Here is a 25722-nt window from a genome sequence, read left to right on the forward strand (position 1 = left end):
TTCCGCGCCGCGGGAGCCCCTTCGCTCCTCAAGTCTCTTATATCGAGATTATAAGAGAGACAGCTGCGCTGGGAATAGACAAAACGGCGAGTCTTATTGAGTAATTATCGAGTGATTTGTCCGGTTCGCTGATGGCTCAGAGCATCGCGAGCGCGAAATCGACTAACAGTTTGATGCCATACAACGTAATGATTCCGCCGCATACGCGATTGAGTACATCGATGATACGCGGGCTGAACCTGTGGGCGAAGGCGTTGACGATAAGTGTGACGCCAAAGAACCAGAGCACGGAGGCGGTTTCGACTCCGGTGATGAATGGAGTGGTCTGCTGAGCATTGAGTGTGGCGGCAAATGCTCCGAGCATCAACGTGCCGTCGATGATGGCTTGTGGATTGAACCAAGTGACTGCGCATGCCGTGCAGATGGTATTGAGCAGGCCTTGTGCTCCGAGATGCTGTGCACTGTGCTGCTGGGCCGTGGCGTTCGCCGGTGTTGCCGCGGTGTTGGCGCTCGCAGATTGAGATGGCTCGTCTTTGCGGCTTGGCAGCGCCAATCCGAGTCCGATGCGGATTACGACCAGTCCGCCCAGGCCAAGCACAATGTTTTCCAGCCATGGTTGGGATTGCATCAGTGCTCCGATGCCGAAGAAGCAGGACAGTGACAGTGCCATGTCGAAGAAAATGACGATCAACGCCGTGATAAGCGCATTGCGTCGGGTGCGGGTCAGGGCTGAATTGATGACGAACAGATTCTGCATGCCGATGGGTGCGGTATAGGCAAGACCCATCGTCAATCCCTGAATATACAGACCCATAATGTTCGTTCCTTACCTCACATATGTTTGGCTGGTTTATTGCTGACCAACCAAAACCAGCCAAACAAGTAATCCTACTGAGGTATATATGTTGGCTGGATGTGGTGCTAATTCCTTATCTTCCAGTGCCATTGCATCATGATATGCTGTGAACTATTTGCGGCAACCAGCCAAGTGCTGATGATAATACCCAACCAAATATGTGCAAATGGTTGGATAATAGTTGATGTGGTCTGAGATAAACGGATTTGGCTGGACGATGATGCATGGCTAGTGAGGGGCGGAACTATGGTTCGAATGGCACCATTGGATATCGATTGGAAGCCTGATCGTTCCGGCGGCAAGTCGGTCACCGAACAGATCGTTGAGTATTTATGTGGTCGCATCGCTTCAGGCGAGTGGCCCATTGGAGCCAGGTTGCCCAGCCAGCGTGCCATGGCCGATCGGTTTGGGGTGAATCGGTCCACTATTATCGCAGCGTTGGAGGAACTGGCTGATTACGGCATCATCGAAGGATGTCACGGTGCCGGCACCAGAATCGTCAGCAATACATGGTCGTTGATGCTTTCGAACGCACCTGATTGGGCGGATTATGTCTCATCGGGGTTCTTCAAAGCCAACAATGCCACGATTCAGGCCATCAATCGATTTGAGTTCGATGCTACTAAGGTGCGGCTTGGCACTGGCGAGCTTGATCCGAGGCTGTTCCCGCGTGACATGTGGAAGTGTGTGGCGCGTCAGGCCGCCGAGGAACTTGAATCGCTTGGATACCCACCGCCCGAAGGGCTGGATGTGCTGCGTGAGGCAGTCGCCCTGCATATGAAGCAGTGGGGAGTCGATTGCAGACCGGAGCAGGTGCTCGTCTCTTCCGGCGCGTTGCAGGGATTGCAGATGGTTTCGGTAAGCCTGCTGTCATCAGGGTCGACCGTGTATGCGGAGGCGCCGAGCTATATCAAATCCTTGCAAGTGTTCCAATCGGCGGGAATGAAGCTTGCCGGTGTGCCCATGGATGCGCAAGGATTGAATATGGAGGCCCTGCGTGCCGCACTTCCTGATGCATCGTTTGGGGCGCATGCGCGTGGCGACGCGGTGCTGTATACCATTCCGACAAACCACAATCCGACTGGAATCACCATGACCGCCGAGCGTCGGCGTGCTCTGATTGACGCTTGTGTGGAGTGTCGGTTGCCGGTTATCGAAGATTGCGCTTATCAAGATCTGGTGATTGACGGTCCTGTGCCGCAGTCGTTGAAGACGTTCGATACCACCGGCATGGTGATCACGGTGGGAAGCGCATCGAAGTCGCTGGCGCCGGGATTGCGTATTGGATGGATAGTGGCCGACGAGCGAATCGTGCATCGTCTGGCCGACGTTAAAATGCAGATGGACTATGGTGCCAGCACGCTGAGTCAGTGGGTGTTCGCGCGATTCCTCACCTCCGGGATGTATGGCGAATATTTGAAGCAGCTGCGCACCGAATTGCGCCGTCGGCGGGATGCCGCGGTAGAGACGCTGGAGCGCTTGTTCTCGGGGCGCGCTCGCTGGAATGTACCGCAAGGCGGCTTTTACATTTGGTTGACGTTTGATGAGCCGGTGCGTATGGGGCGTCTTTTCCAGCGCGCACTCGAACATGGCGTGCTACTTAATCCTGGCGATATCTATGATTTCGCCAGCGACAACTCGCTGCGTTTGAGCTATGCGTACACGACGCCGGAAGAGTTTGCGTGTGCCGCCGAAGTGGTCGCGTCGCTGGTGTGAGATGTGCGGCTGCCCGGATTGGCGGGGTTGCGTGATGTGCTCTGGCAGTGGGGGATGATAAAGTCGTGGTCGGCGAATACCGCGGCATAATACACGCAAGGGTTGCGGTTGTCGGTATTGAGCTATATATTTGTGAAGTTGTGTGTTCGGCATGTCGGGCAAAACCGGCGGTCGGACGCGTGAAAGACTTGAAACATCAAGGTTTAAGGGAGTCCATCATGGCAGCTCGTTGCGCAGTGTGCGGTAAGGGTCCGCAGACCGGTTACACCGTATCTCATTCGCATCGTCGTACCAAGCGTACCTTCCGCCCGAACCTGCAGTCTGTGCGCACCACCATCGACGGCGAGAACACTCGCCTGCGCGTGTGCGGCAAGTGCCTCAAGGCTGGCAAGGTTCAGCGCGTGGCCGCGTGAATTACGTATTGACGTTTGCGAAACCCGCTTAGCTTCGGCTGAGCGGGTTTTGTTTTAACTAGAATGGGCCGCTATGAGCATTACGTTGAGCACTACACTGGCATCGCTGATCACCAATAAGCGACGTGTGTCCGCGCTCAAATCGCTGGGTGTCACCACCGTGGGTGAGGCCCTGACTTATTTTCCGTTCCGCGTCACCGACCCGGTCCGTCTGCAAACGCTTCGCCAAGCACAAATCGGCCAGCAGATGGCATTTGTGGCTACAGTGCGCGACGTGCGCGTGGTACCCGGCCGCATGCTGCGCGTAATCGCCACTGTCGATGATGTGGATTTCGCTCGTATGCACCATATGCCTGACAGCACTGCTCAACTCACGTTCTTCGGTGGTCGTAAAAACTATATCGACTGGGTGAGCATGCGGCTCAAATCCAGTCCGATACTGGTGGTTTCCGGCACTCCTAGTGAATACATGGGGCAGTTGCAGTTCACGCATCCTGATTTTTTGACTGTAGCTCCGCCCGAGTTCGCCGGTATGCCTGCCGCTGCGGCCTCACAGACCGGCGCAAAACTTAAGTATGACGCTGATTCTGTCGACGAGGCAGTCTTGCGCGTAACTCGTCCGCGCCCGGTCTACCATGCCAGCTCACGCATATCCTCCGAGCATATTCATGAAACGATTCTGAATCTCCTGTGGATGATGGGTGCGCGCACCTCAACCTCGCAAAACGCGCAAACCGCTTTGGTGCCGCCGTCCACCAGCAGTATCGCCGTGCAACCGGGGGAAGGGGCGGCGATCGGCACATTGGCCCAGTCCATCCCTGATATCTTGCCCGAATCGGTCCGAGAGACCAAAAACCTCATGCACAGGGCGGAGGCGTTCCTCGCCATCCATGATTCCGATTCGCGAGACCGATTCAACGAAGCCATCGCAACCTTGCGCTATGAGGAAGCGTTTATCTCCCAGGTCTCGCTGCTGAAGGCCCGGTCCCATGCGCATAAATCCGCGGCTCACCCCTGCTCCCTGGACGATGCGACAGCAAATACTGCCGTGAACAACACGGAAAGCGGCAGCGGTGCGCACAATTTGCGCGACCAGTTCATTAGCGCCCTGCCGTTCACCCTCACCGACGGCCAGCGGCAGGTCATCGATGACATCGCCTCTGATCTTTCCCGCGACTGGCCGATGCAACGCCTGCTGCAAGGCGAAGTCGGCTCCGGCAAAACCGTGGTGGCGCTCGCCGCCATGCTGCAAGCTGTAGGTGCCGGCTATCAGGCCGTGCTTGTGGCGCCAACTCAGGTGCTGGCCGAGCAGCACGCCGAAACCATCGGCAATATGGTGGCAAACCTCACGCCGGAAGTGCCGGTTACGCTGCTGACCGGTGGCATGAAGCTCGCCGCACGCCGCAAGGCGCTCGCGGCCGCCGCCAGCGGTGAACCAGGCATCATCGTGGCTACGCATGCGGCCTTCTCCAAAACCTTCCAAGCCCCGCATTTGGCTTTGGTGGTGATTGACGAGCAACACCGATTCGGTGTGGAACAGCGCGAAAGCCTCAACGCCAAAACCGATGACGGCACCACGCCGCATCTGTTGGTGATGACCGCCACCCCGATTCCGCGCACTGCGGCTATGACCTGGTTCGGCGACCTCGATATCTCATGGCTCACCGAGCTGCCCGGTGGGCGCAAACCAATCCGCACAGTCGTGGTGAATGAAGCCGATGCGCCCACGATGGTACGCATGTTCCAGCACATCCGCGCACGCGTCGATGCGGGGGAGCGGGCGTACATCGTCTGCCCGCGCATCGATGAGGATGATGATTCGGATGCGTCGGCTGGCAGGCGCAAGCGGAGCGAAGCTGAAATCATCGGTATCGATAACCCGTACGAAACCTACGACGACAATGGAGAAGCCGAAGCCCGGCCACCGCTGCACTCGGTGGAGGAAATCGCCGGACGACTGCAAAAACTCCCGCAGTTCGCCGGCATACGGTTCGCCACGCTGACCGGTCGTGACAAGGATGATGTCAAAACCCAAGTCATGGCAGATTTCGCAGCCGGAAAGACGCCGATTTTGGTCTCCACCACGGTGATCGAAGTCGGTGTGGATGTCAAACAGGCCAGCTGCATCGTGATTTTCGACGCCGACCGCTATGGCCTCTCCCAGTTGCATCAGTTGCGCGGCCGCGTGGGCCGAGGCGGCACCAACTCATGGGCGTTCCTGATTTCCCGCGCAGAACCCGGCTCTATTGCCGAACAGCGGCTCGAAGTCATCCATAATTCGCTCGATGGTGCCGAAATCGCTCAAGCCGACTTGGAATTCCGCGGTGCCGGCGATGTGCTGGGCGACGCCCAATCGGGTGGCAAGTCCAGCCTGAAACTATTGCGCGTGGTCAAGGATGCGGACATGATCGCCGACGCCCGCGCTCGCGCCGAACAAGTGCTGACTGCCGACCCGGAACTCACGAACGAAGTGCAGCTGGCTGGTGCGGTACTTGATTTCACGCGTGGCAACGAAACCTTCCTGACCTCCAACTGAGACCGTAACGCGCCAGTTTACGCGAACTCGCTACGGTATGGGCAGTCTACCTAACAAGGAGGGCCCATGGGCGAGACCGTGCGCGATGCGTTGTTCCTGATCGTGCTGTTCGCCGCGAACGTGATTCAGGCGATCACCGGATTCGCGGGAACCGTACTTGCCATGCCGTTCTCGATGCTGCTGCTTGGTACCGATACCGCCAAAGTGGTACTGAACATCACCACATTGCTGGCTTGCCTGTGGCTCGGTGTGCAGCACCGTGCCCATATTCGCTGGAGAATCCTCGGTGAGATGGTAGGGCTCATGGCCATTGGCATGGCTGCTGGCGTGGCGTTGTATGCCGTGCTGCCGCTTGCCCCATTGCAGAAGGCCTATGGCGTGTTCATCATCGCGATCGCGCTGAAAAACCTGATCTGGCCCTCGCATGCCGAGCCGCCTCGCTGGTTGCTGATCATCATCGTGCTGGCGGCCGGCGTGATTCATGGCATGTTCATCTCCGGCGGCGCACTCTTGGTGATCTATGCGGCGGTTCGACTCAAAGACAAGAATGAATTCCGCGCCACGATGGCCTGTGTGTGGGTGGCGCTGAACTCGGTGCTGACTGTGCAGCAAGGGGTTGCCGGCGTGATTACACCGCATGCGCTGGTGCTTACTGCCATATCGATTCCGCCATTGATTGTGGCGATTATCATCGGCAATCGCCTGCAACAGCATGTCAGCCAGCAGGCTTTTTTGAAGCTTACCTATGTGCTGCTGGTGATTTCCGGCGCCTCGATTGTGCTGTGACAGAAAGAAGATGGTATGACCGTTCGATTGAAGGAACTGGTGGAACAGGCCGCCGACAAGGACATGGTGCTGGTGGCCGGCAAAAATGGCCTCGACAAACCGGTGCGCTGGGTGCACATGGTTGAAAACGAGGAGATCGCCGGCTTCCTCGAAGGTCAGGAAATCGCTTTCACCACCGGCATCGGCTTGGAAACACAGGAGGATTTATATCCCCTGGTCAAAAGCGCCTACGCTTCCGGGGCCACGGGCGTGGTGGTGAATATCGGCCCGTTCATCCATCAGATCAGTCCGGAAACTATTCGTTTCTGTGATGAGCACGATTTCCCGCTGTTCAAAGTGCCGTGGAGCGTGCATATGGCGCAGATCATGCACAGTTTCAGTCTGGCCATCACGATGAGCGAAAAGCACAGCATGGAGCTGGCCGCGGCGTTGGAAAATGCGATTTTCCATCCGGATCGCGAGGAAATGTATCTCGAATACCTGGAGCAATCCGGGTTCGGCAAGGATTGGAATTACTGCGTCACTGTGTTCAGCGCATGTCTGGATGCGGAACACGGTGGCCATGACGCCGAACTGATCGCCAAATACTCGCGTGAAGCTGAATCGTTGATTACGGCAAACCAATGGCGTGTGGCTGTAGTTCACATCGAAGAGCGCTTGGTGCTGGTGTTTGCACGGTACACAGCCGAGCAAGTGGAGCTGATGGTCCGCGAAATCATCGCCGCGATTCGCAGGCGCGGCGTGATACTCGAACGCACCTATATCGGCGTCGGCAAAGTCACCAAATCCGCCCGATGCATCGGCAAAAGCTATAATCAGGCGCTCAAACTCGAACGATTGCAGCATTTGCGCGGGCGTGTGGGCGAAGTCGCATTGTACGACAATTCCGGCATCGATAAGCTGCTGCTCGCCGTCTCGGACCGTGCGATTTTGGAAGATTATTATCAAGACAGCATTGGGCCGCTCGTGGAATACGATCGCGTGAACGGTACCGATCTTACCGAGACGCTGCATGCCTATTTCCAGTTCTCCGGATCAGTCAAAGAGACCGCGGCCAGCATGTTCGTACATCGCAACACCGTGAGCTACAAGCTCAACAAAATCGAGGACATCCTCGGTGTGAGTCTGTCCGATTTCCGAACGCGTGAGTTCCTCTCGGTGGGATTGCAGGTGCGTGAGATTCTTGATTGCTAGGAATCGGTCTGTGACCGATAGATTTTTCGCGAGCGTATGCTCGCGCTTCTCTCCCTCAGCTTCGCTATGCTCAGCAGCTCCCTCATCAGAGGGAGCCGAGTAGTGTGATTGTGCTGGAGCACAATCAACTTTAGGTTCTGCGATATAGAACATCAACTCGTCCGCTCGTAGACTGCAAAGCAATCACGGAATCCACAAGGATTTCATGCAGTTGCCGAACGGATGGCTTCACGGGAATGCAATCCGATGCATGCGGAACAAATGTTTCGATTGTGTATCGTGCACATTTCTGTCTCACATGGTCTCGTCCATTCGGCTTATCAAAGCCCCACGAAAGGACGAGACGATGAGCGAATCACTGGCGACCAAGGAACTGACCGGCGAAGAAGTTGCTGAACTGCACCGCGAGTATGTGATGCAGTCCTGGCACAAGCAGGGCGAACCGGTGATGCCGGTCAAGTCCGCCAAGGGTATCTACGTCTACGATTATGACGGCAACAAGTACGCCGATATGTCGTCGCTCTTGGTGTGTTCCAACCTCGGCCACGAACTGCCGGAGATTGTGGACGCCATCAAGGATCAGGCCAGCAAGATGTGTTTCATGGCACCGGCGTACGCTTCCGAGCCGAAGTCCAAGCTTGCCAAGATGATTGTCGACCTTGCCGGCAATGAATTCTACCAGCGCGTGTTCTTCACCAATGGCGGTGCCGACTCCAACGAAAACGCCATCAAGATGGCCCGCATGGTCACCGGCCGCCAGAAGATCTTCAGCTGCTACCGTTCCTACCACGGCTCCACTTTGGGCGCGTCCTTCGCATCCGGCGACTGGCGTCGTTTCGCCACTGAAGCCGGTGGCGCAGCCCCGAGCTTCGTGCACTTCATGAACCCGAACATGTATGAGGATGGCTTCAACCGTGGCGAGGATGACGAAAAGGTCACCGCCCTGTACCTGAAGCGCCTCGAAGATCAGCTCATCTACGAGAACCCGGATGATGTGGCCGCCATCCTGATGGAATCCATCGTCGGCGCAAACGGCGTGATCCTGCCACCAAAGGGCTACATGGAAGGCGTGCGCGCACTGTGCGATAAGTACGGCATCCTGATGATCTGCGACGAGGTCATGGCCGGCTGGTGCCGCACCGGCAAGATGTTCGCCTGGCAGAACTTCGACATCAAGCCCGATATCTTCACCTTCGCCAAGGGCGTCACCTGCGGCTATGTGCCGCTGGGCGGCGTGGTGGTCTCCAAGCAGATCTCCGACTACTTCACCGATCACGTGCTGCAGTGCGGCCTGACCTACTCCGGCCACACGCTGGCCTGCGCCGCCGGCGTCGCCGCCGTGAACTACTACGTTGAGCACGACATCGCCGGCCACGTCAAGGAGATGGAAGGCATCCTGAAACCGTTCCTCGAGGAGATGGAAGCCAAGCACAAGTGCGTGGGCGAATCCCGCTGCATCGGCCTGTTCTCCGCCATGACCATCGTCAAGAACAAGGAGACCCGCGAGCTGATGAGCCCATATCACACCGCCAACCCGGTGATGGGCAAGATCATGGGCGCCCTGAAAGACAAGGGCTTCCTGACCTTCGGCCGTGAAACCAACGTGAACATCTGCCCGCCGCTGACCATTACCGCTGAGGAACTCAAGGCCGAACTGCCCAAGGTCGACGAGGTTCTGACCTGGGTCGACGAGAACTTCTGCGACTAATTACCAATTGGCCCCCTCTGACGAGGGGGCTCCCGGCAAAGCCGGGTGGGGGAGAGACCGATGCGATATATCGCAATGTGAACAACTACCCCTCAGTCATGCTACGCATGACAGCTCTCCTGACGGGGGAAGCCAATCCACGTTAGAAAAAGGAAACACCATGCTTTGGGATTATCAACAGCCGGTGGCTATTCGCTTCGGCAATGGCCGTGTCCGTGAAATCAAGGATGTGGCTGCGGAAATGGGTCTGATTGAAGGTGGCCTGCTCGTCTCTGAGCACCTCTTCGCCAAGAACGGCACCGCCGAGCGCATCGTCAAGGACTCCGACGGCGCAATCAGCGAAATCTTCTCCGATTTCTCGCCGAACCCGGACGTTACCGAAGTGGATAAGGCCGCGGCCCTGATTCGCGAAAAGCACCTGAAGTTCGTCGTAGCCATGGGCGGCGGCAGTGCGATGGACCTCGCCAAGTCGGCGGCCAGCATCGCCCTGACCAACGATTCCATCGCCGAATACCACGGCACAGGCAAGGCCATGCCGCAGGAGCATCTACCCATCATCGCAGTGCCCACCACCGCCGGCACCGGCTCCGAAGTCACCTGCGTATCCGTGCTCACCAACCGCGCACTTGGCAAAAAGGCGCCGATCGTCTCCGACGGGTTCTTCCCATCCGTGGCCATCATCGACCCGGAACTCACCTATTCGGTGCCGCCGCACGTCACCGCGTCGACCGGTATGGACGTGCTGAGCCAGGCGATCGAAGGCTACTGGAGCAAAGGCCATCAGCCGATCTGCGACGCCTGCGCCATCCACGCGGCGCCGCTGGTCTTCAAATACCTACCGATTGCCGTTGCCGAACCGAACAACGCCGAAGCCCGCCAGAAGATGTGTGAGGCGTCGGTGATTGCAGGCCTCGCGTTCACCCTGCCGAAGACCACGTCTTCGCACGCCTGCTCCTTCCCACTGACCAATATTCACGGCATTCCACACGGCGAGGCCTGCGGCCTGACGCTTGACTGGTTCGCCCGCATCAACAAAGATGCCCAGCACGGCCGTGTGCAGGAGTTCGCCCGTGCCATCGGATTCGAGGACGTCGATGCGATGGCCGACGCCATCCATGAGCTCAAGGTCAAGGTGGGCTTGCGTACCGGGTTGAAGGATCTCAACCTGAGCGCCGAGCAGATCGCCGATCTGGTGCGTATCAGCCGCCATCCGAACCTGTACAACAATCCAGTCGAGATCACCGACGAGATGCTTCAGGACATGTACGAGCACCTTGCCGCCACCGACTGATTGCAACCTTGTGGGGCTTCCGAAGATATGCGGAAGCCCCATATCTGAAACACCGAAAATCGTGTAACCAGCCTGAAACGCGAAGGCAGCAATCCGTAAAAACTACGTAATCAATGCGGCGACTGTTTCCCGTACAACCAAGGCAGATGCGATGGAGAGGAACGATTATGAGCGATGCGACAACACCGGCTCCCAATACGCCGAATACGTCAGATACTCCGGTAGTGGCCGGCACTGCAGTGACCGGTACGTCGATTGTGGCAAATGAAGCTATGGCCAAGCGCAAGCCGATGCCGGCTTGGATGAAGTCGAAGAAAATTCAGCCGGTGATTTCCTTGGTGCTGTTGATTGCCGTATGGTGGGGTGTCACCTCGGCTGGTTTGATTAATTCGCTGTATCTGCCTGGTCCGAAAGCCGTCTGGGATGCGTTCATCGAAGCCAACAGCTGCCGTCCGGCGTCAGCTGGCTCTTCGCGCATCGTTTGTGGTGAACAGCAGTACTTCCTCTGGCAGCATCTGGTGGTTTCCCTGGAACGTATCGGTATCGGCATGGCTCTGGGCATTGTGTTCGGCGTGCTGATCGGCTTCATTCTGGCGGAAATCGGCTGGTTGAACCGCATCATCCTGCCGTACATCAACTTTATTCGCGCTCTGCCGCCGCTAGGTTACATCGGTTTGCTGATCGTCTGGTTCGGTATTGGCGACACCACAAAGATTTGGCTTCTGTTCCTCGCGGCGTTCCCGCCGATTGTGCTCGCCACCGTCGATGGCATCAACGGTGTGAACCGCGATCGTGTGAACTCGGCGCTGTCGCTTGGCGCATCCCGCCCGAAGGCATTCCTGTTCGTGGTCTTCCCGAGCGCTCTGCCTTCCATCATGAACGGCATCCGACTGGCGGTCGGCTTTGCATGGACCACCGTGGTGGCCGCCGAGCTCAACAACGGTATCCCTGGCATCGGCGCACTCGCCTACCTCTCCGGCACTGAGCTCAATACGCCGCTGACCATCGCCTGCATCTTCGTCATCGGTATTGCGGCACTGCTGCTTGACTGGCTGATTCTCGGCATCACCCATCTGGTGACCCCGTGGGTTGGCAAGGAATAGGTGCAGTTGCGATAACGACACCTCTCTCGGCTCCCCCCTGTCAGGGGAGCTGTCGGCAAAGCCGACTGAGGGGTAGTTGGGATGCGCGGCATCAACGTTGTACGTCGTAAGAGAGGAATCGAACATGCGTGAAACAACCTGTGGAACAATGCTAGACATTCGTGGAACACGCCGTGAAACAATCCGTAAGATTGGTGCATTGCTGGTTTCCGCTACTTTGCTCACCAGCCTCGCCGGCTGCGGCAAAATGCCCACTGCCGACGAGCTGGTGGGCAACACATCGGGCGCAGCTGTCACCGACTGCCCGGTGCCGTCAGCTAAGAACGAGGACTTCAAAGGCACTATCCGCATCGCATGGCAGGCCATTCCGAATGCGGACCTGATTGTCAAAGACAAGGGACTTTTGGAAGCCTGCCTGCCGAACGCCACCATTCAGTGGAGCCAATTCAACTCCGGCGGCGATGTGATTCAGGCGTTCGGCTCGAACTCGCTGGACATTGGCCTGGCCGGTTCCTCGCCGGCCGTGCGCGCGGCATCCGCCCCGCTGAACCTGCCGGTCAAAGTAATTTGGATTCATGACATCATCGGCGACGCTGAGTCCCTGGTGGCCCGCGGCGGCGACTACAAGTCCATCAAAGACCTTGCCGGCAAGAACATCGCCGTACCATTCGGCTCCACTTCACACTTCTCACTGCTCTCCGCACTGCATAACGCCGGTATGAACGAGACCAGCGTGAACCTCATCAACCTGGACCCGGATAAGATGTCCGCCGCGTGGACGCGTGGCGAAATCGACGCGGCTTGGGTCTGGGATCCGGTCTTAAGCAAACTGAAGGCGGACGGCGGCGCCATCGTGACATCCAGTGCGGCCACCGCCAAAACCGGCTCCGCCACCTACGATATGGAACTCGCCACCAATGCGTTCATCAAAGCCAACCCGAAGGTAATGGAGACTTGGACCGCTGTGGAGAATTATGCGGCTGGGCTGATCTCCAGCAAGGAAGCGGACTCCGCGGAATCCATCTCCACGATTCTCGGCAACTCGGTTGCGGATGTGAAGAAGCAGTTCAAGGGGTACACCTACCCGCAGGCCAAGGACCAAAGCGATATCTTCCACGGTCAGCTGCCGGGCATCTTCAAGGACACCGCCGAATTCCTCAAAACCCAGGGCAGCTTGGACAAGGTAAGCGACGATTATTCCAGCGTGCTCTACACCGATGCCATCGACCAAGTGGCCAAGCAGTGAAAGGACTTATCATGGCGAACGACAACGCGCTCACCTGGGGTGAGCTCACCGAAAAGAAGACGATGGACGACCAGGGCGTGGCCGTGGATATCCGCGGCGTCAACAAGCGCTTCGTCACCCAGCAGGGCGACCATGTGACCGCCCTGCACGACATCAATCTGACCATCAACAAGCATGATTTCATTTGTGTAGTCGGCCGCTCCGGTTGCGGCAAAACCACGCTGCTCAACATGCTGGCTGGATTCGAAAAGCCGTCCGATGGCGAACTGATTTCCGGTGGCGTGGCCATCAACGGTCCCAGCCCGAAGCGTGGCGTGGTCTTCCAGAAGCCGCCGCTCTACCCGTGGCTCACCGTGCGCAAGAATGTGGAATTCGGCATGAAAATGCAAGGTGTACCGGCGGCCGAGCGCAAGGAGAAGGCCGATCACTTCCTCGACTTGGTGGGGTTGACCTCCGCCGCCGACCGCCGTCCATACGAACTCTCCGGCGGTATGCAGCAGCGTGCGCAAATCGCCCGTGTGCTCGCCACCGAGCCGGACCTGATTCTGATGGACGAGCCCTATGGCGCATTGGACGCCCTGACCCGCGAAAAGCTGCAGAACGAACTGCTGCGCATCTGGCGCGAACGCCACAGCACAGTGTTCTTCATCACCCACAGCGTGGATGAGGCCATTTTCCTCGCCACCCGTGTGATTGTGATGAGCGCGCACCCGGGAACCGTGAAAATGGATATTCCGATCACTCTTCCGCGTGACCCTGATGATCCGGACAATATGGAAAAGGTGCGTGCCATGCCGGAATTCGTGAAGTTGCGCGAGGAGATCACCCAGGCCATCTACGTACAGGACGATCAGGAGTAGTTTTTAGCAGCGGCTAAGCTGGTCGCTATGCGCGTAATCTCAGGACGATTCAAAGGCGTGGCACTGGCCACTCCGAAAACCGGTACCCGACCCACCACCGACCGTACCAAGGAAGCGATCTTCTCCCACTTGGATTCATGGGAAGTTCTGGATGATGCCCGCGTCCTGGATTTGTTCGCCGGCACCGGCGCGCTTGGTATCGAAGCACTGAGCCGAGGTGCCCGCGAATTGGTGGCTGTGGAAAGCTCTCGCCCGGCTGCCGCATTGATTACCAAGACACTGGCGGACTTGAAGAAGAATCGTTCATGGAGAGCCGATCTGCGTGCCCGTGTGCTGGTAAAGAAGGCCGAAGCGGTAGCCGATGGCTTCGGTGAACCGTTCGATGTGATTTTCATCGACCCGCCGTACGCTTATGAAACCGACGCCTGCAATCAACTGCTCGCTGATTTGGCAGCCGGCAGCGCCACCAATGAGCACACGGTAATCATGCTCGAACGTTCGATCCGCTCCGACGATCCCACCGCGCCTCAAGGCTGGGAGATCACCGAGCGGCGCAACTACGGCGAAACCGCCGTGTTCTACATTGAGCCTATTGCCGAATCCAGGTAAACGTCTTTCAACTTCTTAGAAGACGTCCTTCATCGTCCATAATTCGGGTAAACGACCCACGTCTCCCGATTTTTGGACACTGAGGAGTAATGGGCGTCCAAAAATCGGGTCAGTGCGGCATTGTTCCGGAATTATGGATGTTGAGTTGGTGTCAATGTCCATAATTCCGACAGTTAGGTCTATTTTTCGTAAAATTGGACGCGGGAAACGGCTACTAACGATCCAACTTGCGTGGATGGGCGGCTGAAACCTCCCAGCCCAATGCCATCAACGTTTTACGGTCGGCCTTATCCAAGGCCTTGCAATCCAAGGCCTCGATAAGATCCGGTCGTATTTCGTTGGTGCGAGTCAACGCCTCATCGCGGCGGAAACGGTCAACCTTGCCGTGATCACCGGAAAGCAGCACATCGGGCACCGCAATGCCACGCCACACTGCCGGCTTCGTGTACTGGCGATGTTCCAGCAGCGCGCCTTCGCCGGTGTAGGATTCCTCCACAATCGAATCCGGGTTGCCCATGAAACCGGGCATCAGGCGGGTGATGGCCTCAAGCATCACGGAAACCGCCACTTCGCCGCCGTTCAGTACATAATCACCGATGGAATACTCTCGTACATCAATGCCCTGCGCGCGATAGTAATCAGGAATGCGAGAGTCATAGCCCTCATATCGGCCGCAGCTGAACAACAGATGCTCAGCATGGCTCAGCTCGGTGGCATCGCGCTGCGTAAACAGAGGAGCGGACGGATTCGGAAAAATCAGTACCGGGGCGGCGGCATTGGAATCGTCATCTTCCTCAGTCTCATCATTAGGTATTCCAGAGAAGTCGAGAGCATCGTCGGCAGGAGAATCCGAAGATTCAGAGGTGGGGAAAACCAGCTCATCAGGAGAATCGTCCTCGTTCGGAGCGGGCAAATTGAGCAGCTCGTCAAGGCATTCCGCCCACACTTCTGGCTTCATCACCATGCCAGCACCGCCGCCGACCGGAGTGTCATCCACCGAATGGTGCACATCATGGGTCCAATCACGCAGATTATGCGCGGTGATTTCCAATAGACCCTTGGACTGGGCCTTGCCCATCAGGCTCAAGTTCAGCACTTCGAAGTATTCGGGGAATACGCTCACGATATCGATCTTCATGCAACACAGCCTACCGATACCCGTCCATAAACAAAGAATCCGACCACTGACTGTAGGTTTTTGAACGAAAAACGTTAAAAATCCTACAGTCAGTGTTAGAAATCCGACAGTCAACGTTGGAAAACCTACAGTTGTGTGGGGTGGTGGGCCGTGCTGGGGGAGCATCATCGTTGAGATGAGGTCTGGAACGGGCATGTGCAACGTATTCATTACACTATTGCGTGATGAATACGACGATGAGAATCCCCACACGCAAGAAGCCGGAGGTACTGTCTCCGGCCGGCAACCTGCGCGGTCTGAAGGCTGCGGTCGATTATGGTGCCGATGCCGTCTACTGCGGCGGCAAGGCCTTCGGCATGCGCTCGGCACCGAAGAACCTGAGCCTTGAGGACTTCGAGGAAGGCTCGCGCTATGCGCATGAGCGTGGCGCCCGCGTGTACGTGACTTGCAACGTACTGCCGCGCAACAACGAGATCGAGGCGATGCGCGAATACGTCGGTCAGCTCAAAGACACTGGCGTGGACGCGCTGATCGTCTCCGATATCGGCGTGATGATGATGGCCCGCCAGGTGGCTCCGAACCTGGAACTGCACGTCTCCACCCAGGCTGGTGTGACCAACTATCAGGCCGCCAACGCATTCTATGAGCTCGGTGCCCGCCGTGTGGTGCTGGCCCGCGAGATGGACCTGCAGGCCGTGCGTGATATTCGCGCGAACATTCCGGACGATCTCGACATCGAATGTTTCGTGCATGGCGCAATGTGCATGGCCTTCTCCGGTCGTTGCCTGTTCTCCAATTACCTGACCGGTCGCGATGGCAATCATGGCGAATGTGCGCAGCCATGCCGTTGGAAGTATTCGATTGTGGAGGAGAAACGCCCCGGCCAGTACTTCCCGATTGAACAGACCAAGGATGGCGCCTACCTGTTCAACTCGCAGGACATGAACATGCTTGGTCATTTAGATGATCTGATCGACTCCGGTGCCACGAGCCTCAAAATCGAGGGTCGTGCGAAAAGCGCGTACTACATCGCCGCCATGACCAACGCCTATAAGACCGCGGTGAATGAATACATGATTCAGCGCGGCTTCGAGTCTGCTGATGGCACGGTGTTGAAACCTTTCCATGATCAGGTGATTCGCCCGGGCGACCCGGACTTCGGCAAGATGGACGGTGAGGACGCGATCATGCGCAATGCCGATAAGGCGTTCGCCGGCGTGGCCGATGAAGGCTACGAACGCGTTGAAGCTGTTGATGATTCCGCTTCTGCCCCGGAACCTGATGGCATGAGCGCTCACGCTCGCTCCACCCGCCGCAAGTCCAATACCGCAGTGGAAATTATCGAAAGCGATTGGAAGCATGCGGCCGTACGCCCGGCTCTACATGTCGAATTGCCGGAATGGCTGCTCGAGGAAACCGATAAGGTGGCCCATCGCGACTACTCCACCGGTTTCTATTACCCGGAACACAAGGTGACGCAGAACACCGACCGCTCCGCCTACTTCCGCTCGTGGCTGGTGGTTGGCGAAGTGCTGAGCTGGAGCGCCGATGAAGGCGGCCGCGTAACCCTGATGAGCCGCAACAAGATCGAGCCCGGTCAGGAAGTTGAATTCCTGCTGCCAGGCGAGCGTCCGCTGGTGTTCACCGTGCCGGAAGACGGTCTGAAGGATGCCGAGGGATTGCCGGTGCCGGCCATCAACAATCCGGCGCATGTGTTCTCCATGCCCTGCCCACATCAGGTGCCTGTCAACGCAGCCATCCGCTCCCGCACCAAAAAGCCTATGTTGAAAGCCGAGTGACTATGACCGAATATAGTGACGAAATCCTTGACTCCAGTGCCATGAGCTCTACCGATCGCAATGGCCGACCGATTCCGGTGACCATTCCGATTGCGCTGGCCCCCGGTATTACCGTGGTCTACACCACGCGCCTCGGCGGTCTTTCCACCGGAGACTACGGCAATCTGAACTTGGGCGGTAAGTCCGGCGATGATCCGGAAGCCGTACTCTCCAATCGCATCGCTCTGTCCGAAGCGATCGGAGCACCGTTGTCCCTGGTCAGTCAAGTGCATTCCGGCATTGCCATCGATATCGATGAGCCGGGCCACGAATCCAATACTGACTTCGGTTTTGACGCTTCCGGCACCCACGGCGAGGAACCGGTCGCAGCCATTGAAGCTGATGGGCAGGTGACTTCTCGCCGAGACGTTGCACTTGGCATGTTCGCCGCCGACTGTCTGCCGGTGCTGATGGCCGACCCGGAAACCGGCATTATCGGTGCCGTGCATTGCGGCCGCCGTGGACTGGAACGTGGTGTTATCGGTGCCACCGTGGAACTGATGCAGCGAAAGGGCGCTGATCCCAGCCGCATCATCGCCACGCTCGGCCCGCGTATCTGCGGCGACTGCTATGAGGTAGGCGACGAAATCGCCGACACTTTCATCAAACGTTTCCCGCTGACCAAGACCCAGACGCGCTTCGGCGGTGCCGGCATCGACATCGCCGAAGCCGCGATGATCGATCTGGCATTTGCCGGTGTGCATCAGGTGGTCGATTCGATGCCTCGCGTGCACGCCGCCACCGAATATCTGGAAGAGGACGCCGAACTCGCCGAACTGTGCCGCACCGATGGCGAAGGCCCGGCCGAACTTGCCGAGCGTATCGGCTCCATCAGTCACAGCATGTGCACGTTGGAGAATCCGCTCTGGTATTCGCATCGCCGCGCCGCGCTCGCCGGCAAGGCCTACGAAGGTCGTCTGCTCGCCCTTATCGTGCGCCACTAGCGCGCACATTCCGTGGAGAAGGTGTGAGGCAGGTCACGAACGGGCATGCCTCACCCTACGGTGGAGCCTATGACTGAGAATGAGAGAGCAAACGAGACTGCAATGAATACGATGGCTGACGATCCCAAGCCTCAGACCGTGCCTGTCGTGGCCGTGGTATTGGCGGCCGGATTCGGCACACGATTCGACCCGGACAATCCCAAGCAACTGGTGTCTGTGGGCGGCAAGCCCATTGTGTGTTGGAGCATCGAGGCGTTCGAACGCTGCGCGCGCGTAAGCGATATCGTCGTAGTGGTCAACAGCAAGGTTCGTGAGGAAGTCGAATCGCTGATCGATCAGCAGGGCTATGGCAAAGTTCGCGTGGTCATCGATGGCGGCGCCGAACGTGTGGACAGCACAGCGGCGGCTTTGGATACGTTAGCTCAGGCCGGTATTCCCGGCGATGCCAAGATTCTCATCCACGATGCCGTCCGTCCGTTCGTCGCCCAGTCCGCCATCGATGGTTCCATCGATGCCCTTGATCAGTTCAAAGCGGCCACGGTTGCCTATGCGTCCACCGATACCGTGTTGCTAACCCAGGATTTGGGTGATTTGAAGGTCGTCAAATCGGTTCCTGACCGTCCGAACACATTCCGTGCGCAGACGCCGCAGTCCTTCCGCTTCGCAACAATTCGCAAGGCCTACGAACTGGCTGCACAGGACCCGGATTTCCATCCCACGGACGATACGCGCGTGGTGGTCGATTACCTGCCGGGCGAGCCGGTGGCCATTGTCTCCGGCGCTGAGACCAACCTGAAGATCACCACATTGGAAGACATTCCCACCGCTGAGCGCATCGCCGAACAGTTGGAGGGATTCGACCCCAAGGAGGCGGCTCGTGCCCGCATGCATGCGCTGCTCGCCCAGGCCGCCGGACAGATGCGCTAGTGCTCGGTTTGCGGCTATGACGCTACACTAGGCAGTATGCGTGAACTCAATGTGGTGATTTCCGGATTCGACCATTATGAAGGCGTGGACGTCAACCCAGCGTACGAAGTGCCCAAAGCCATTGCCGAGCAGGGGTTGGGTGCGCCGTTGGGAACCGATGACCCGCTGAACGATGTTCATGTGACCATCCATGCCGTGCAGCTTCCGGTCAGCTTCACCAAAGCATGGCCGCAGCTGAAGGAAACCATCGAGGCCACGAATCCGGATATCGTTATCGCCACCGGGCTCAAGCATTCGGCCCGAAGCGTCATGCTCGAGCGTTGCGCCACGAATCTGATGGATGCCGAACGCCCGGATGCCGATAACGTGATTCAACGCCGCAAGCCAATTGATCCCAACGGCCCGGCTGCGTATTGGACCCGGTTGCCATTGCGTTCGATTCTGCAGGACTTCACCGATGATTCCATTGCGGCTTCCCTGAGTTCCGATGCCGGCACGTTCGTATGCAACTCGTTGTTCTACAATCTGCTGAACTGGACCGCCACCCAGGAGCGCGTCCTGGGTGGTTTTGTGAGCTTCCCGCCGGTGCGCCCCGCTGGTTCGGCGCAGCACGGACTGCCGCTTGAACAGCAGATCGCAGCCGGACGCGATGTGGTTCGCGAGGCGATTCGCTACTACTTGAAGCCATCCAGCTCCGACATTCTCATCGCGTAATACGAGGTTCTGTACCCGGGCGCTTTTCTATAGAAGAAACTGTCCGTATCGCGGACTGAAGAGAGTACGTATCGGCAACAAACTAGAACATCATTCGCACGCATTGTAACGATTGCATATCAATGTGTGTCTCCAGTGCCCCTATGCGCTACAGTGCATGAGGACATGCCAAAGGCTTATGGATGTGAAAGGATATTCAGCCATGGTGGATCGTTTCCCGGTGGTGCTGCGAGGATATGACAAAGAGAAGGTTGACTTGGCGTTCGACGCCGCCCAGGACAGCCTGAACCAGGCCCAGAAGACGCTGGCCAGTATGCGTGAGCAGATTGCCGCGGATGATGATCGCATTTTGCAGTTGCAGGCTCAGCTGCAGGAAGAGCGCAACAAGAAGCCGCAGAACAACAGCTTCGCATCGCTGGGTGCCAATGCTCAGCAGATGCTCGCATCCGCCGAGCAGACCAGCACCGAGCTGCTCAATCGCGCCAAGCAGGATGCCTCTGCAACGCGCACGGCCGCTCAGGCTCAGGCCGAAACCCTGATCAACAATGCCAAGCTCGATGCTCAGCACATCCTTGACGATGCCAATGCCAAGGCTTCCTCGATTCTGCAGAATGCCAACAATCAGGCTGAGTCCCTGACCTCCTCCGCCAAGCAGGAGACCGATCAGCTCCGCTCCGAGACCACCAAGAACATCACCGAGCAGCGTCAGGCCGTCGAACTTGAGCTCAGCAACGCCCGTGAAGAGCACAACAAGAAGCTTTCCTCCGAGCGTGCCACCCAGGAGCGTGAACTCGCTGAGCTGAAGGCCGAAGCCACCGCGAAGATCGCCGAGCAGCGCAAGAGCGCCAACGAGGAGATCTCCAAGCTGAAGTCCGATTCCAACGATCAGATCGAAGCCGCACTGGCCGAAGCCAACAAGAAGCTTGCGGACGTGCGCGAGCAGGTTTCCAAGATGATGACCGAAGCGCAGCGCAAGGCTGGCGAGATCATCGATACCGCCAAGTCCAAGGCTCAGGAGATTACCGACGAGGCCGAGGTCAGCCGCACCAACACCATCAGTCAGGTCAGCGCCGAAGTGGAGCAGATTCGCTCCGACATCGCCGCTCAGCAGGATGAGGCCACCACCAAGGTCAATGAGCTGCTCGCCCACCTCGAAGAGCGTCGCGACGCAGCCAAGAAGGAAGCTGACGAGCTGGTCAGCCAGGCCAAGACCACTCGCGAGGAGGCCGATTCCTACGCCGCCAACAAGCGCCAGGAAGCCGATGCTCAGGCCGCTGCCATTGTGCACAAGGCCGGTGAAGACGCTGACGCTCAGATCGAAGAGCGTCGTGCCGCCGCCCAGAGCGAGCTTGATAGTCTGAGCAAGCACATTGCCGATCTGCAGGAACGTGAGGCCACCATCACTCAGCGTGTTTCCGAACTGCGTTCCATGTTTGCTCAGGCCTTCTCCGGCTTTGCATTCGACGCGGTGAACAAGCAGGAGGAAGCTCAGTCGCTGCCGGTGGTCAACCCGGTTCCTGAACAGGGCAAGGCCGCTGGTGAACCGGATGCTGACCAGCAGGAGGAGCAATCCGCTAACGAATCCGAACAGCCGGCCGAGACGGAAGCTGAAAACTAAGTAGTAATGACAAGCCCTCGACTACACTGCTAGAGGCAAAAGAACTGCGGCACCTGTGCACTTTCGCCAGGTGCCGCAGTCGTTGGTAAACCGCGCCACAAGCGCACCAATCCAAAGAAGGAGTAGACATGAGTGAACTGACGCCGCTCACCGGCGAAGCGCTAAGCGCACTGCGCGACGAGTTCGACGCTGATGGCACCAGCCGTCTGGCCATGAACGCAGTGACCGCGGCCGGCATCGAGAAGGTGGCACGCAACTATGACCGTGCCCGCCTGCTGCAGCGCCGCTTCTCCACCGTGGTCGATAACGGCGAAGCCACCCATCAGGATCGTTCCGGTCGTTGCTGGCTGTTCAGCTCCCTGAACGTGGCTCGTTTCATCGCCAAGAAGAACATGAATCTGAAGGAATTCGAGTTCTCCCAGAACTATGCGATGTACTACGACAAGCTGGAGCGCGTCAACTACTTCCTGAAGGATATGGCCGCTCTGGTCGCCGCCGGCGAACCGTCCGACTCCCGTCTGGTGCAGCACCTGCTCGCCGATGTGATGGGTGACGGTGGCCAGTGGACCATGGCTATGAACGTGTACAAGAAGTATGGTGCCGTGCCGAAGGACCTGTTCCCGGAGACCGAATCCTCCAAGAACACCCGTGAGATGAACGTGCAGCTGCGCGCTCTGCTGCACACTGCAGTGGCTCACATGTACGCTGCCGCCGGCGATCAGGCTGCCATCGACCAGATCGTTGCCGATACCACCGCTGCCGGTCACCGTATTCTTACCATCCATTTGGGTGAGCCGCCGGTCTCCTTCGACTGGGAGTGGACCGATAAGGACGGCGAATTCCACCGCGATGGTGAGATCACGCCGGTCGAGTTCTGGAAGAAGTATGTGGGCCCGGCCGGTCTCGAGGATTACGTGTGCCTTGTGGACGATCCGCGTGCCGAACATGCCAAGGGCAAGAAGATCGGCATCGAGCACCTGGGCAATGTGGCCGGCGGCGACGCCACCGAGTACCTCAACGTGCCGAACCAGTTCATGAAGGACTGCGTCAAGCAGATTCTCGTCGAGCAGGGCATTCCGGTGTGGTTCGGTGCCGACTGCCACCCGTTCATGGATCGCGAGAATGGTGCCTGGGCCACCGACCTGTTCGAGTATGGCAAGGTTTACGACGTGGACTTCGACCTCGATAAGGAAGCCCGCGTGCGTTTCGGCGATTCCGCCATGAATCACGCCATGGCATTCGCCGGTGTGGACGTGGCCGATGACGGTTCCACCCGCCGCTGGCGCGTGGAGAACTCCTGGGGTTCCAAGATCGCCGACAAGGGCTACTTCACCATGTCCGACGACTGGTTCACCGAGTATGTCTACGAAGTGGCCGTCCCGAAGACCATGCTCCCGGCCGAATATCAGAAGGCCCTGGAAGAGCCGGCGACCATGCTCCCCGCATGGGATCCGATGGGCGCTCTGGCCTGAAGGCCAGAGCGCCTGAGCCGGAGTCCGGCTCCCTCTGATGGGACATTGCCTACGAACAGCACGGTGTGCTGTTCGTAGGCAATGTGCATGCCGATAGGCATGCCGTCAGATTGAGGGCGGTAGCCCGTCCGTACTTGCAGGACGAGCTGTCAGCGAAGCTGACTGAGGGAGAGACCTTGCGAGCGGATGCTCGCAAAAACTAGTCTCGCCGTAGGCGAGTCCACTATTGCAAACGCCCGACCGTCCACGAAACGGCCGGGCGTTTCCATATCCGCATGCCCGCATGTAGACTTACCATTTCGCATGCTTACGTAATCGAAGAAGAGAGAGGAGAGTCGGCATGGCAGCACTTCGTGGTCCGGATAGTTCCGAGGACGAACGTCGTTTGGGGGAGCAGGCCGTCTTTCCTGAGACGGTCGATGTCAATATCCGTCAGCTCGATCCGATCCCAGCGCCTCGAGCGTTCCTCAAAGAGCAGCCTCTTACTGACGAGATGAGTAATCTCGTGCTGCATTCGCGCCAGGAGATTCGTGACGTGCTCAATGGTCGCGACGATCGTCTGCTTGTCATCGTGGGTCCATGTTCCATCCACGATCCCAAGGCCGCGCATGAGTATGCCGAGAAACTGGCTGCCGTCAAGCGTGAGCTGGAAGATCGTCTCGTCATCGTGATGCGCGTCTACTTCGAAAAGCCTCGTACCACCATTGGCTGGAAGGGCCTGATTAACGATCCTGATCTGGATGGCCGTTTCAATATTCGCAAGGGTATGTGGCTGGCCCGCAAGGTGCTGACCGACGTGCTGAGCCTTGGTCTTCCCGCCGCCACCGAATGGCTCGACCCCATCACCCCGCAGTACATTTGCGATGCGATCAGCTGGGGTGCCATCGGTGCACGTAATACGGAAAGCCAGGTCCACCGCGAACTGGCCAGCGGCTTGTCCATGCCGGTCGGCTTCAAGAACTCCACCGACGGTTCCATCAAGGCCGCCGCCGACTCCTGCTACACCGCAGGCTTCGAACATCATTTCCTGTCCATCAACCTGGATGGCCGCGTCATCTCCGCCGAAACCAAGGGCAATCCGGATTGTCATCTGGTGCTTCGCGGTTCGAGCTCTGGTCCGAACTACGATGCTGAATCGGTGCGTAAGGCTTTGGAAGCGCTGAAGGCGTCCAAGGCTTCCGGCCCGAGTCAGTACGGTCTGGTCATCGACGCCGCTCACGGCAACTGCGGCAAAAACGAGGTCCGTGAGGCTGAAGTCGTCGAGGAAATCGCAGCCCGCCTTGCCAAGGGTGAGCCAGGCATCACCGGCGTGATGATGGAAAGCTTCCTTGTGGGTGGCCATCAGAAGCCGGCACCGCTTGACCAGCTGGTCTACGGTCAATCCGTCACCGATGCCTGCGTGCCATGGAATCGCACCAACGAGCTGCTGCACACGCTGGCCGACGCCGTCACCGCCCGTCGCGCACTATAACAATAGATTTCTGCGGTAACCTCGAACTTTGATTCGATAGTTATCCACCATGCCGCCTTTGTGCTTTGTGGATATTGAAAAGTTATCCACAAAGCACAATACTGCGTCACAGTATGCACATTTTCTTGTGCGGCTTGTTCTCGATGCTGAGATAACCATATTGTCGGTACATGAAAGAGCACAAAGAAGTCGCCGCTGCGTTAAGGTCCGCACAATCGGATTATCGTTGTGCTTCAGGTACCAATGATGCATTGCGAAAAGCCATGCGCCGTCGTGCCGCTGCAGGAGATTTGGTTTCACCTTATCGGAATATGTATGCCGCACGCGATTATTGGAATGCGTTGAATAATGAGCAACAATCATTGCATGTGATTCGAGGATTAGCGTATCGGCATCCATCGTGGGTCTTTACGGGGCTAAGCGCAGCGTGCTTGTATGGGGTGCAGCATTCGCGTTCTTTGCATGATGGGAAAGTATATGTGGCATCCACGGGCGGGATCGGTGGTGCTGATGAATCACATCTTGTGCGCGTCTATATGAATCAAATTCCTCAGCGCATGGTGCAGGGCATTCGTCTTGTTTCGCCAGCCCGAATGATACTCGACTGTGCAGGGTATCCGTTTGTTCATGCGTTGGCCATTATTGATTCGACGTTACGGATGGGATTGACTTCGTGTGAAGAAATTGAAGCATTGTCGCTGCAAAGCGTTTGTGATGAGCGATCAGTGAAGCGGTTAGTGCGCTATGCGGATGCGGGAAGCGAGAATGGGGGAGAATCGTTGTTCCGCGGCATGCTGATAGAGCGGAATTATGCCGAGCCGTTGTTACAGGTGGAATTTGGGAACCCGGATAATCCAGCGATGCCTTATCGGGTTGATTTTTGTTGGAAACTTGCGGATGGTCGCATTATTGTAGCCGAATACGATGGTATGGCGAAGTATGCAGATGCGACTAATAAAAATCGAGCCAGTCTTCAAGCTAAGTTGGATTACGAACGTCGGAGAGAGCAACATCTCAAAGCGCAAAAGGTAACGGCAATCATCCACGTCTTCTTTGAGGATTTGATGTCTCCGCGGCGCTTTGAGGAAAAGATGAATGAGGCCGGAGTTCCTAAAATCGTGTGAATCGAGGTGTTTCCTCGGTGAAATGGTTCTAGTCAGAGTCATAGCGGTGAATAGAGCTTTTGCCGGTGTATTAAGCGGTTCAAAATTTCGTTCTGAACCCATATTTCGTGAAAAGGAGCCACTGAGCGGCCGTCAGTGGCTCCTTTTTTCGAGATAAT

At 57.6% G+C, this 25722-nt stretch carries 21 protein-coding genes; 19 read left to right on the forward strand and 2 right to left on the reverse strand.

Features of this window, described 5'->3' with window-relative positions; translation table 11 throughout:
• Positions 1-136: 136 nt before the first annotated feature.
• Positions 137-814 (reverse strand): LysE/ArgO family amino acid transporter, encoded by a 678-nt coding sequence (locus tag CSQ86_RS01720; RefSeq protein WP_100493402.1) that lies wholly within the window; start codon positions 812-814, stop codon positions 137-139.
• A gap of 288 nt (positions 815-1102) precedes the next feature.
• Between CSQ86_RS01720 and CSQ86_RS01725 the strand changes: the two genes are divergently transcribed.
• The 11 genes from CSQ86_RS01725 (at position 1103) to rsmD (ending at position 14318) form a co-directional block, all read left to right on the forward strand.
• Entirely contained in the window at positions 1103-2572 is a 1470-nt protein-coding gene (locus CSQ86_RS01725; RefSeq protein ID WP_100493403.1) for an aminotransferase-like domain-containing protein, read from the forward strand.
• A gap of 218 nt (positions 2573-2790) precedes the next feature.
• Complete coding sequence (gene rpmB, locus CSQ86_RS01730; protein ID WP_033890590.1) at positions 2791-2985, forward strand: 50S ribosomal protein L28; 195 nt, start codon at positions 2791-2793, stop codon at positions 2983-2985.
• 73 nt (positions 2986-3058) lie between these two features.
• On the forward strand, positions 3059-5521 hold the full coding sequence (locus tag CSQ86_RS01735; RefSeq protein ID WP_100493404.1) for an ATP-dependent DNA helicase RecG: 2463 nt from the start codon (positions 3059-3061) through the stop codon (positions 5519-5521).
• A gap of 66 nt (positions 5522-5587) precedes the next feature.
• A complete protein-coding gene (locus CSQ86_RS01740) occupies positions 5588-6307 on the forward strand; it encodes a sulfite exporter TauE/SafE family protein (RefSeq protein ID WP_100493405.1) in 720 nt (239 codons plus the stop codon).
• 15 nt (positions 6308-6322) lie between these two features.
• Positions 6323-7501: a PucR family transcriptional regulator gene (locus CSQ86_RS01745; RefSeq protein WP_100493406.1), complete on the forward strand. Its 1179-nt coding sequence runs from the start codon at positions 6323-6325 to the stop codon at positions 7499-7501.
• A 346-nt stretch (positions 7502-7847) separates the two neighbouring features.
• Positions 7848-9209, forward strand: a complete 1362-nt coding sequence (locus tag CSQ86_RS01750; RefSeq protein ID WP_100493407.1) for an aminotransferase class III-fold pyridoxal phosphate-dependent enzyme — start codon at positions 7848-7850, stop codon at positions 9207-9209.
• 160 nt (positions 9210-9369) lie between these two features.
• Positions 9370-10500 carry an iron-containing alcohol dehydrogenase family protein gene (locus CSQ86_RS01755; RefSeq protein ID WP_100493408.1) on the forward strand — a complete coding sequence of 377 codons (1131 nt, stop codon included), beginning with the start codon at positions 9370-9372 and terminating at the stop codon, positions 10498-10500.
• Positions 10501-10667: 167 nt separating this feature from the next.
• Positions 10668-11603 (forward strand): ABC transporter permease, encoded by a 936-nt coding sequence (locus CSQ86_RS01760; RefSeq protein ID WP_207761539.1) that lies wholly within the window; start codon positions 10668-10670, stop codon positions 11601-11603.
• Between the two features lie 124 nt (positions 11604-11727).
• On the forward strand, positions 11728-12849 hold the full coding sequence (locus CSQ86_RS01765) for a taurine ABC transporter substrate-binding protein (RefSeq protein WP_207761540.1): 1122 nt from the start codon (positions 11728-11730) through the stop codon (positions 12847-12849).
• Between the two features lie 11 nt (positions 12850-12860).
• A complete protein-coding gene (locus tag CSQ86_RS01770) occupies positions 12861-13709 on the forward strand; it encodes an ABC transporter ATP-binding protein (protein ID WP_202806951.1) in 849 nt (282 codons plus the stop codon).
• Positions 13710-13736: 27 nt separating this feature from the next.
• On the forward strand, positions 13737-14318 hold the full coding sequence (gene rsmD, locus CSQ86_RS01775; RefSeq protein WP_165773698.1) for a 16S rRNA (guanine(966)-N(2))-methyltransferase RsmD: 582 nt from the start codon (positions 13737-13739) through the stop codon (positions 14316-14318).
• Between the two features lie 214 nt (positions 14319-14532).
• On the opposite strand, the gene trmD is transcribed toward rsmD, so the two are convergent.
• Positions 14533-15456 (reverse strand): tRNA (guanosine(37)-N1)-methyltransferase TrmD, encoded by a 924-nt coding sequence (gene trmD / locus CSQ86_RS01780; protein ID WP_100493410.1) that lies wholly within the window; start codon positions 15454-15456, stop codon positions 14533-14535.
• A 236-nt stretch (positions 15457-15692) separates the two neighbouring features.
• Here trmD and CSQ86_RS01785 point away from each other — a divergent pair, with 236 nt between their 5' ends.
• The 8 genes from CSQ86_RS01785 to CSQ86_RS01820 all read left to right on the forward strand — a co-directional run bounded on the left by CSQ86_RS01785 (position 15693) and on the right by CSQ86_RS01820 (position 25564).
• A complete protein-coding gene (locus CSQ86_RS01785; protein WP_165773724.1) occupies positions 15693-17255 on the forward strand; it encodes a peptidase U32 family protein in 1563 nt (520 codons plus the stop codon).
• A 2-nt stretch (positions 17256-17257) separates the two neighbouring features.
• The gene (locus CSQ86_RS01790; protein ID WP_100493412.1) at positions 17258-18238 is read left to right on the forward strand and encodes a purine nucleoside phosphorylase YfiH/LACC1 family protein; all 981 of its coding nucleotides are present in this window, start codon (positions 17258-17260) and stop codon (positions 18236-18238) included.
• Between the two features lie 102 nt (positions 18239-18340).
• Complete coding sequence (locus tag CSQ86_RS01795) at positions 18341-19165, forward strand: IspD/TarI family cytidylyltransferase (RefSeq protein ID WP_243387594.1); 825 nt, start codon at positions 18341-18343, stop codon at positions 19163-19165.
• A gap of 36 nt (positions 19166-19201) precedes the next feature.
• The gene (locus CSQ86_RS01800) at positions 19202-19879 is read left to right on the forward strand and encodes a pyroglutamyl-peptidase I (RefSeq protein WP_100493414.1); all 678 of its coding nucleotides are present in this window, start codon (positions 19202-19204) and stop codon (positions 19877-19879) included.
• A gap of 202 nt (positions 19880-20081) precedes the next feature.
• Positions 20082-21497, forward strand: a complete 1416-nt coding sequence (locus CSQ86_RS01805) for a coiled-coil domain-containing protein (RefSeq protein WP_100493415.1) — start codon at positions 20082-20084, stop codon at positions 21495-21497.
• Positions 21498-21625: 128 nt separating this feature from the next.
• Positions 21626-22969 carry a C1 family peptidase gene (locus tag CSQ86_RS01810; protein ID WP_100493416.1) on the forward strand — a complete coding sequence of 448 codons (1344 nt, stop codon included), beginning with the start codon at positions 21626-21628 and terminating at the stop codon, positions 22967-22969.
• Between the two features lie 340 nt (positions 22970-23309).
• Positions 23310-24440 carry a 3-deoxy-7-phosphoheptulonate synthase gene (locus CSQ86_RS01815; RefSeq protein ID WP_100493417.1) on the forward strand — a complete coding sequence of 377 codons (1131 nt, stop codon included), beginning with the start codon at positions 23310-23312 and terminating at the stop codon, positions 24438-24440.
• 170 nt (positions 24441-24610) lie between these two features.
• The gene (locus CSQ86_RS01820) at positions 24611-25564 is read left to right on the forward strand and encodes a type IV toxin-antitoxin system AbiEi family antitoxin (protein ID WP_100493418.1); all 954 of its coding nucleotides are present in this window, start codon (positions 24611-24613) and stop codon (positions 25562-25564) included.
• The last annotated feature ends 158 nt before the right edge of the window (positions 25565-25722 follow it).

This window comes from Bifidobacterium felsineum (assembly GCF_002802915.1).
GTDB classification, from domain to species: Bacteria; Actinomycetota; Actinomycetes; order Actinomycetales; family Bifidobacteriaceae; genus Bifidobacterium; species Bifidobacterium felsineum.

What these genes read in the sequence shown, in the direction of transcription:
- CSQ86_RS01740 (WP_100493405.1), top strand. Translation starts at nt 5,588, where the DNA reads ATGGGCGAGACCGTGCGCGATGCGTTGTTCCTGATCGTGCTGTTCGCC.
- CSQ86_RS01785 (WP_165773724.1), top strand. Translation starts at nt 15,693, where the DNA reads ATGAGAATCCCCACACGCAAGAAGCCGGAGGTACTGTCTCCGGCCGGC.
- CSQ86_RS01760 (WP_207761539.1), top strand. Translation starts at nt 10,668, where the DNA reads ATGAGCGATGCGACAACACCGGCTCCCAATACGCCGAATACGTCAGAT.
- CSQ86_RS01735 (WP_100493404.1), top strand. Translation starts at nt 3,059, where the DNA reads ATGAGCATTACGTTGAGCACTACACTGGCATCGCTGATCACCAATAAG.
- CSQ86_RS01770 (WP_202806951.1), top strand. Translation starts at nt 12,861, where the DNA reads ATGGCGAACGACAACGCGCTCACCTGGGGTGAGCTCACCGAAAAGAAG.
- rpmB (WP_033890590.1), top strand. Translation starts at nt 2,791, where the DNA reads ATGGCAGCTCGTTGCGCAGTGTGCGGTAAGGGTCCGCAGACCGGTTAC.
- CSQ86_RS01720 (WP_100493402.1), bottom strand. Translation starts at nt 814, where the DNA reads ATGGGTCTGTATATTCAGGGATTGACGATGGGTCTTGCCTATACCGCA.
- rsmD (WP_165773698.1), top strand. Translation starts at nt 13,737, where the DNA reads ATGCGCGTAATCTCAGGACGATTCAAAGGCGTGGCACTGGCCACTCCG.
- CSQ86_RS01765 (WP_207761540.1), top strand. Translation starts at nt 11,728, where the DNA reads ATGCGTGAAACAACCTGTGGAACAATGCTAGACATTCGTGGAACACGC.
- CSQ86_RS01805 (WP_100493415.1), top strand. Translation starts at nt 20,082, where the DNA reads ATGGTGGATCGTTTCCCGGTGGTGCTGCGAGGATATGACAAAGAGAAG.
- CSQ86_RS01810 (WP_100493416.1), top strand. Translation starts at nt 21,626, where the DNA reads ATGAGTGAACTGACGCCGCTCACCGGCGAAGCGCTAAGCGCACTGCGC.
- CSQ86_RS01800 (WP_100493414.1), top strand. Translation starts at nt 19,202, where the DNA reads ATGCGTGAACTCAATGTGGTGATTTCCGGATTCGACCATTATGAAGGC.
- CSQ86_RS01790 (WP_100493412.1), top strand. Translation starts at nt 17,258, where the DNA reads ATGACCGAATATAGTGACGAAATCCTTGACTCCAGTGCCATGAGCTCT.
- CSQ86_RS01755 (WP_100493408.1), top strand. Translation starts at nt 9,370, where the DNA reads ATGCTTTGGGATTATCAACAGCCGGTGGCTATTCGCTTCGGCAATGGC.
- CSQ86_RS01795 (WP_243387594.1), top strand. Translation starts at nt 18,341, where the DNA reads ATGAATACGATGGCTGACGATCCCAAGCCTCAGACCGTGCCTGTCGTG.
- trmD (WP_100493410.1), bottom strand. Translation starts at nt 15,456, where the DNA reads ATGAAGATCGATATCGTGAGCGTATTCCCCGAATACTTCGAAGTGCTG.
- CSQ86_RS01750 (WP_100493407.1), top strand. Translation starts at nt 7,848, where the DNA reads ATGAGCGAATCACTGGCGACCAAGGAACTGACCGGCGAAGAAGTTGCT.
- CSQ86_RS01725 (WP_100493403.1), top strand. Translation starts at nt 1,103, where the DNA reads ATGGTTCGAATGGCACCATTGGATATCGATTGGAAGCCTGATCGTTCC.
- CSQ86_RS01820 (WP_100493418.1), top strand. Translation starts at nt 24,611, where the DNA reads ATGAAAGAGCACAAAGAAGTCGCCGCTGCGTTAAGGTCCGCACAATCG.
- CSQ86_RS01815 (WP_100493417.1), top strand. Translation starts at nt 23,310, where the DNA reads ATGGCAGCACTTCGTGGTCCGGATAGTTCCGAGGACGAACGTCGTTTG.
- CSQ86_RS01745 (WP_100493406.1), top strand. Translation starts at nt 6,323, where the DNA reads ATGACCGTTCGATTGAAGGAACTGGTGGAACAGGCCGCCGACAAGGAC.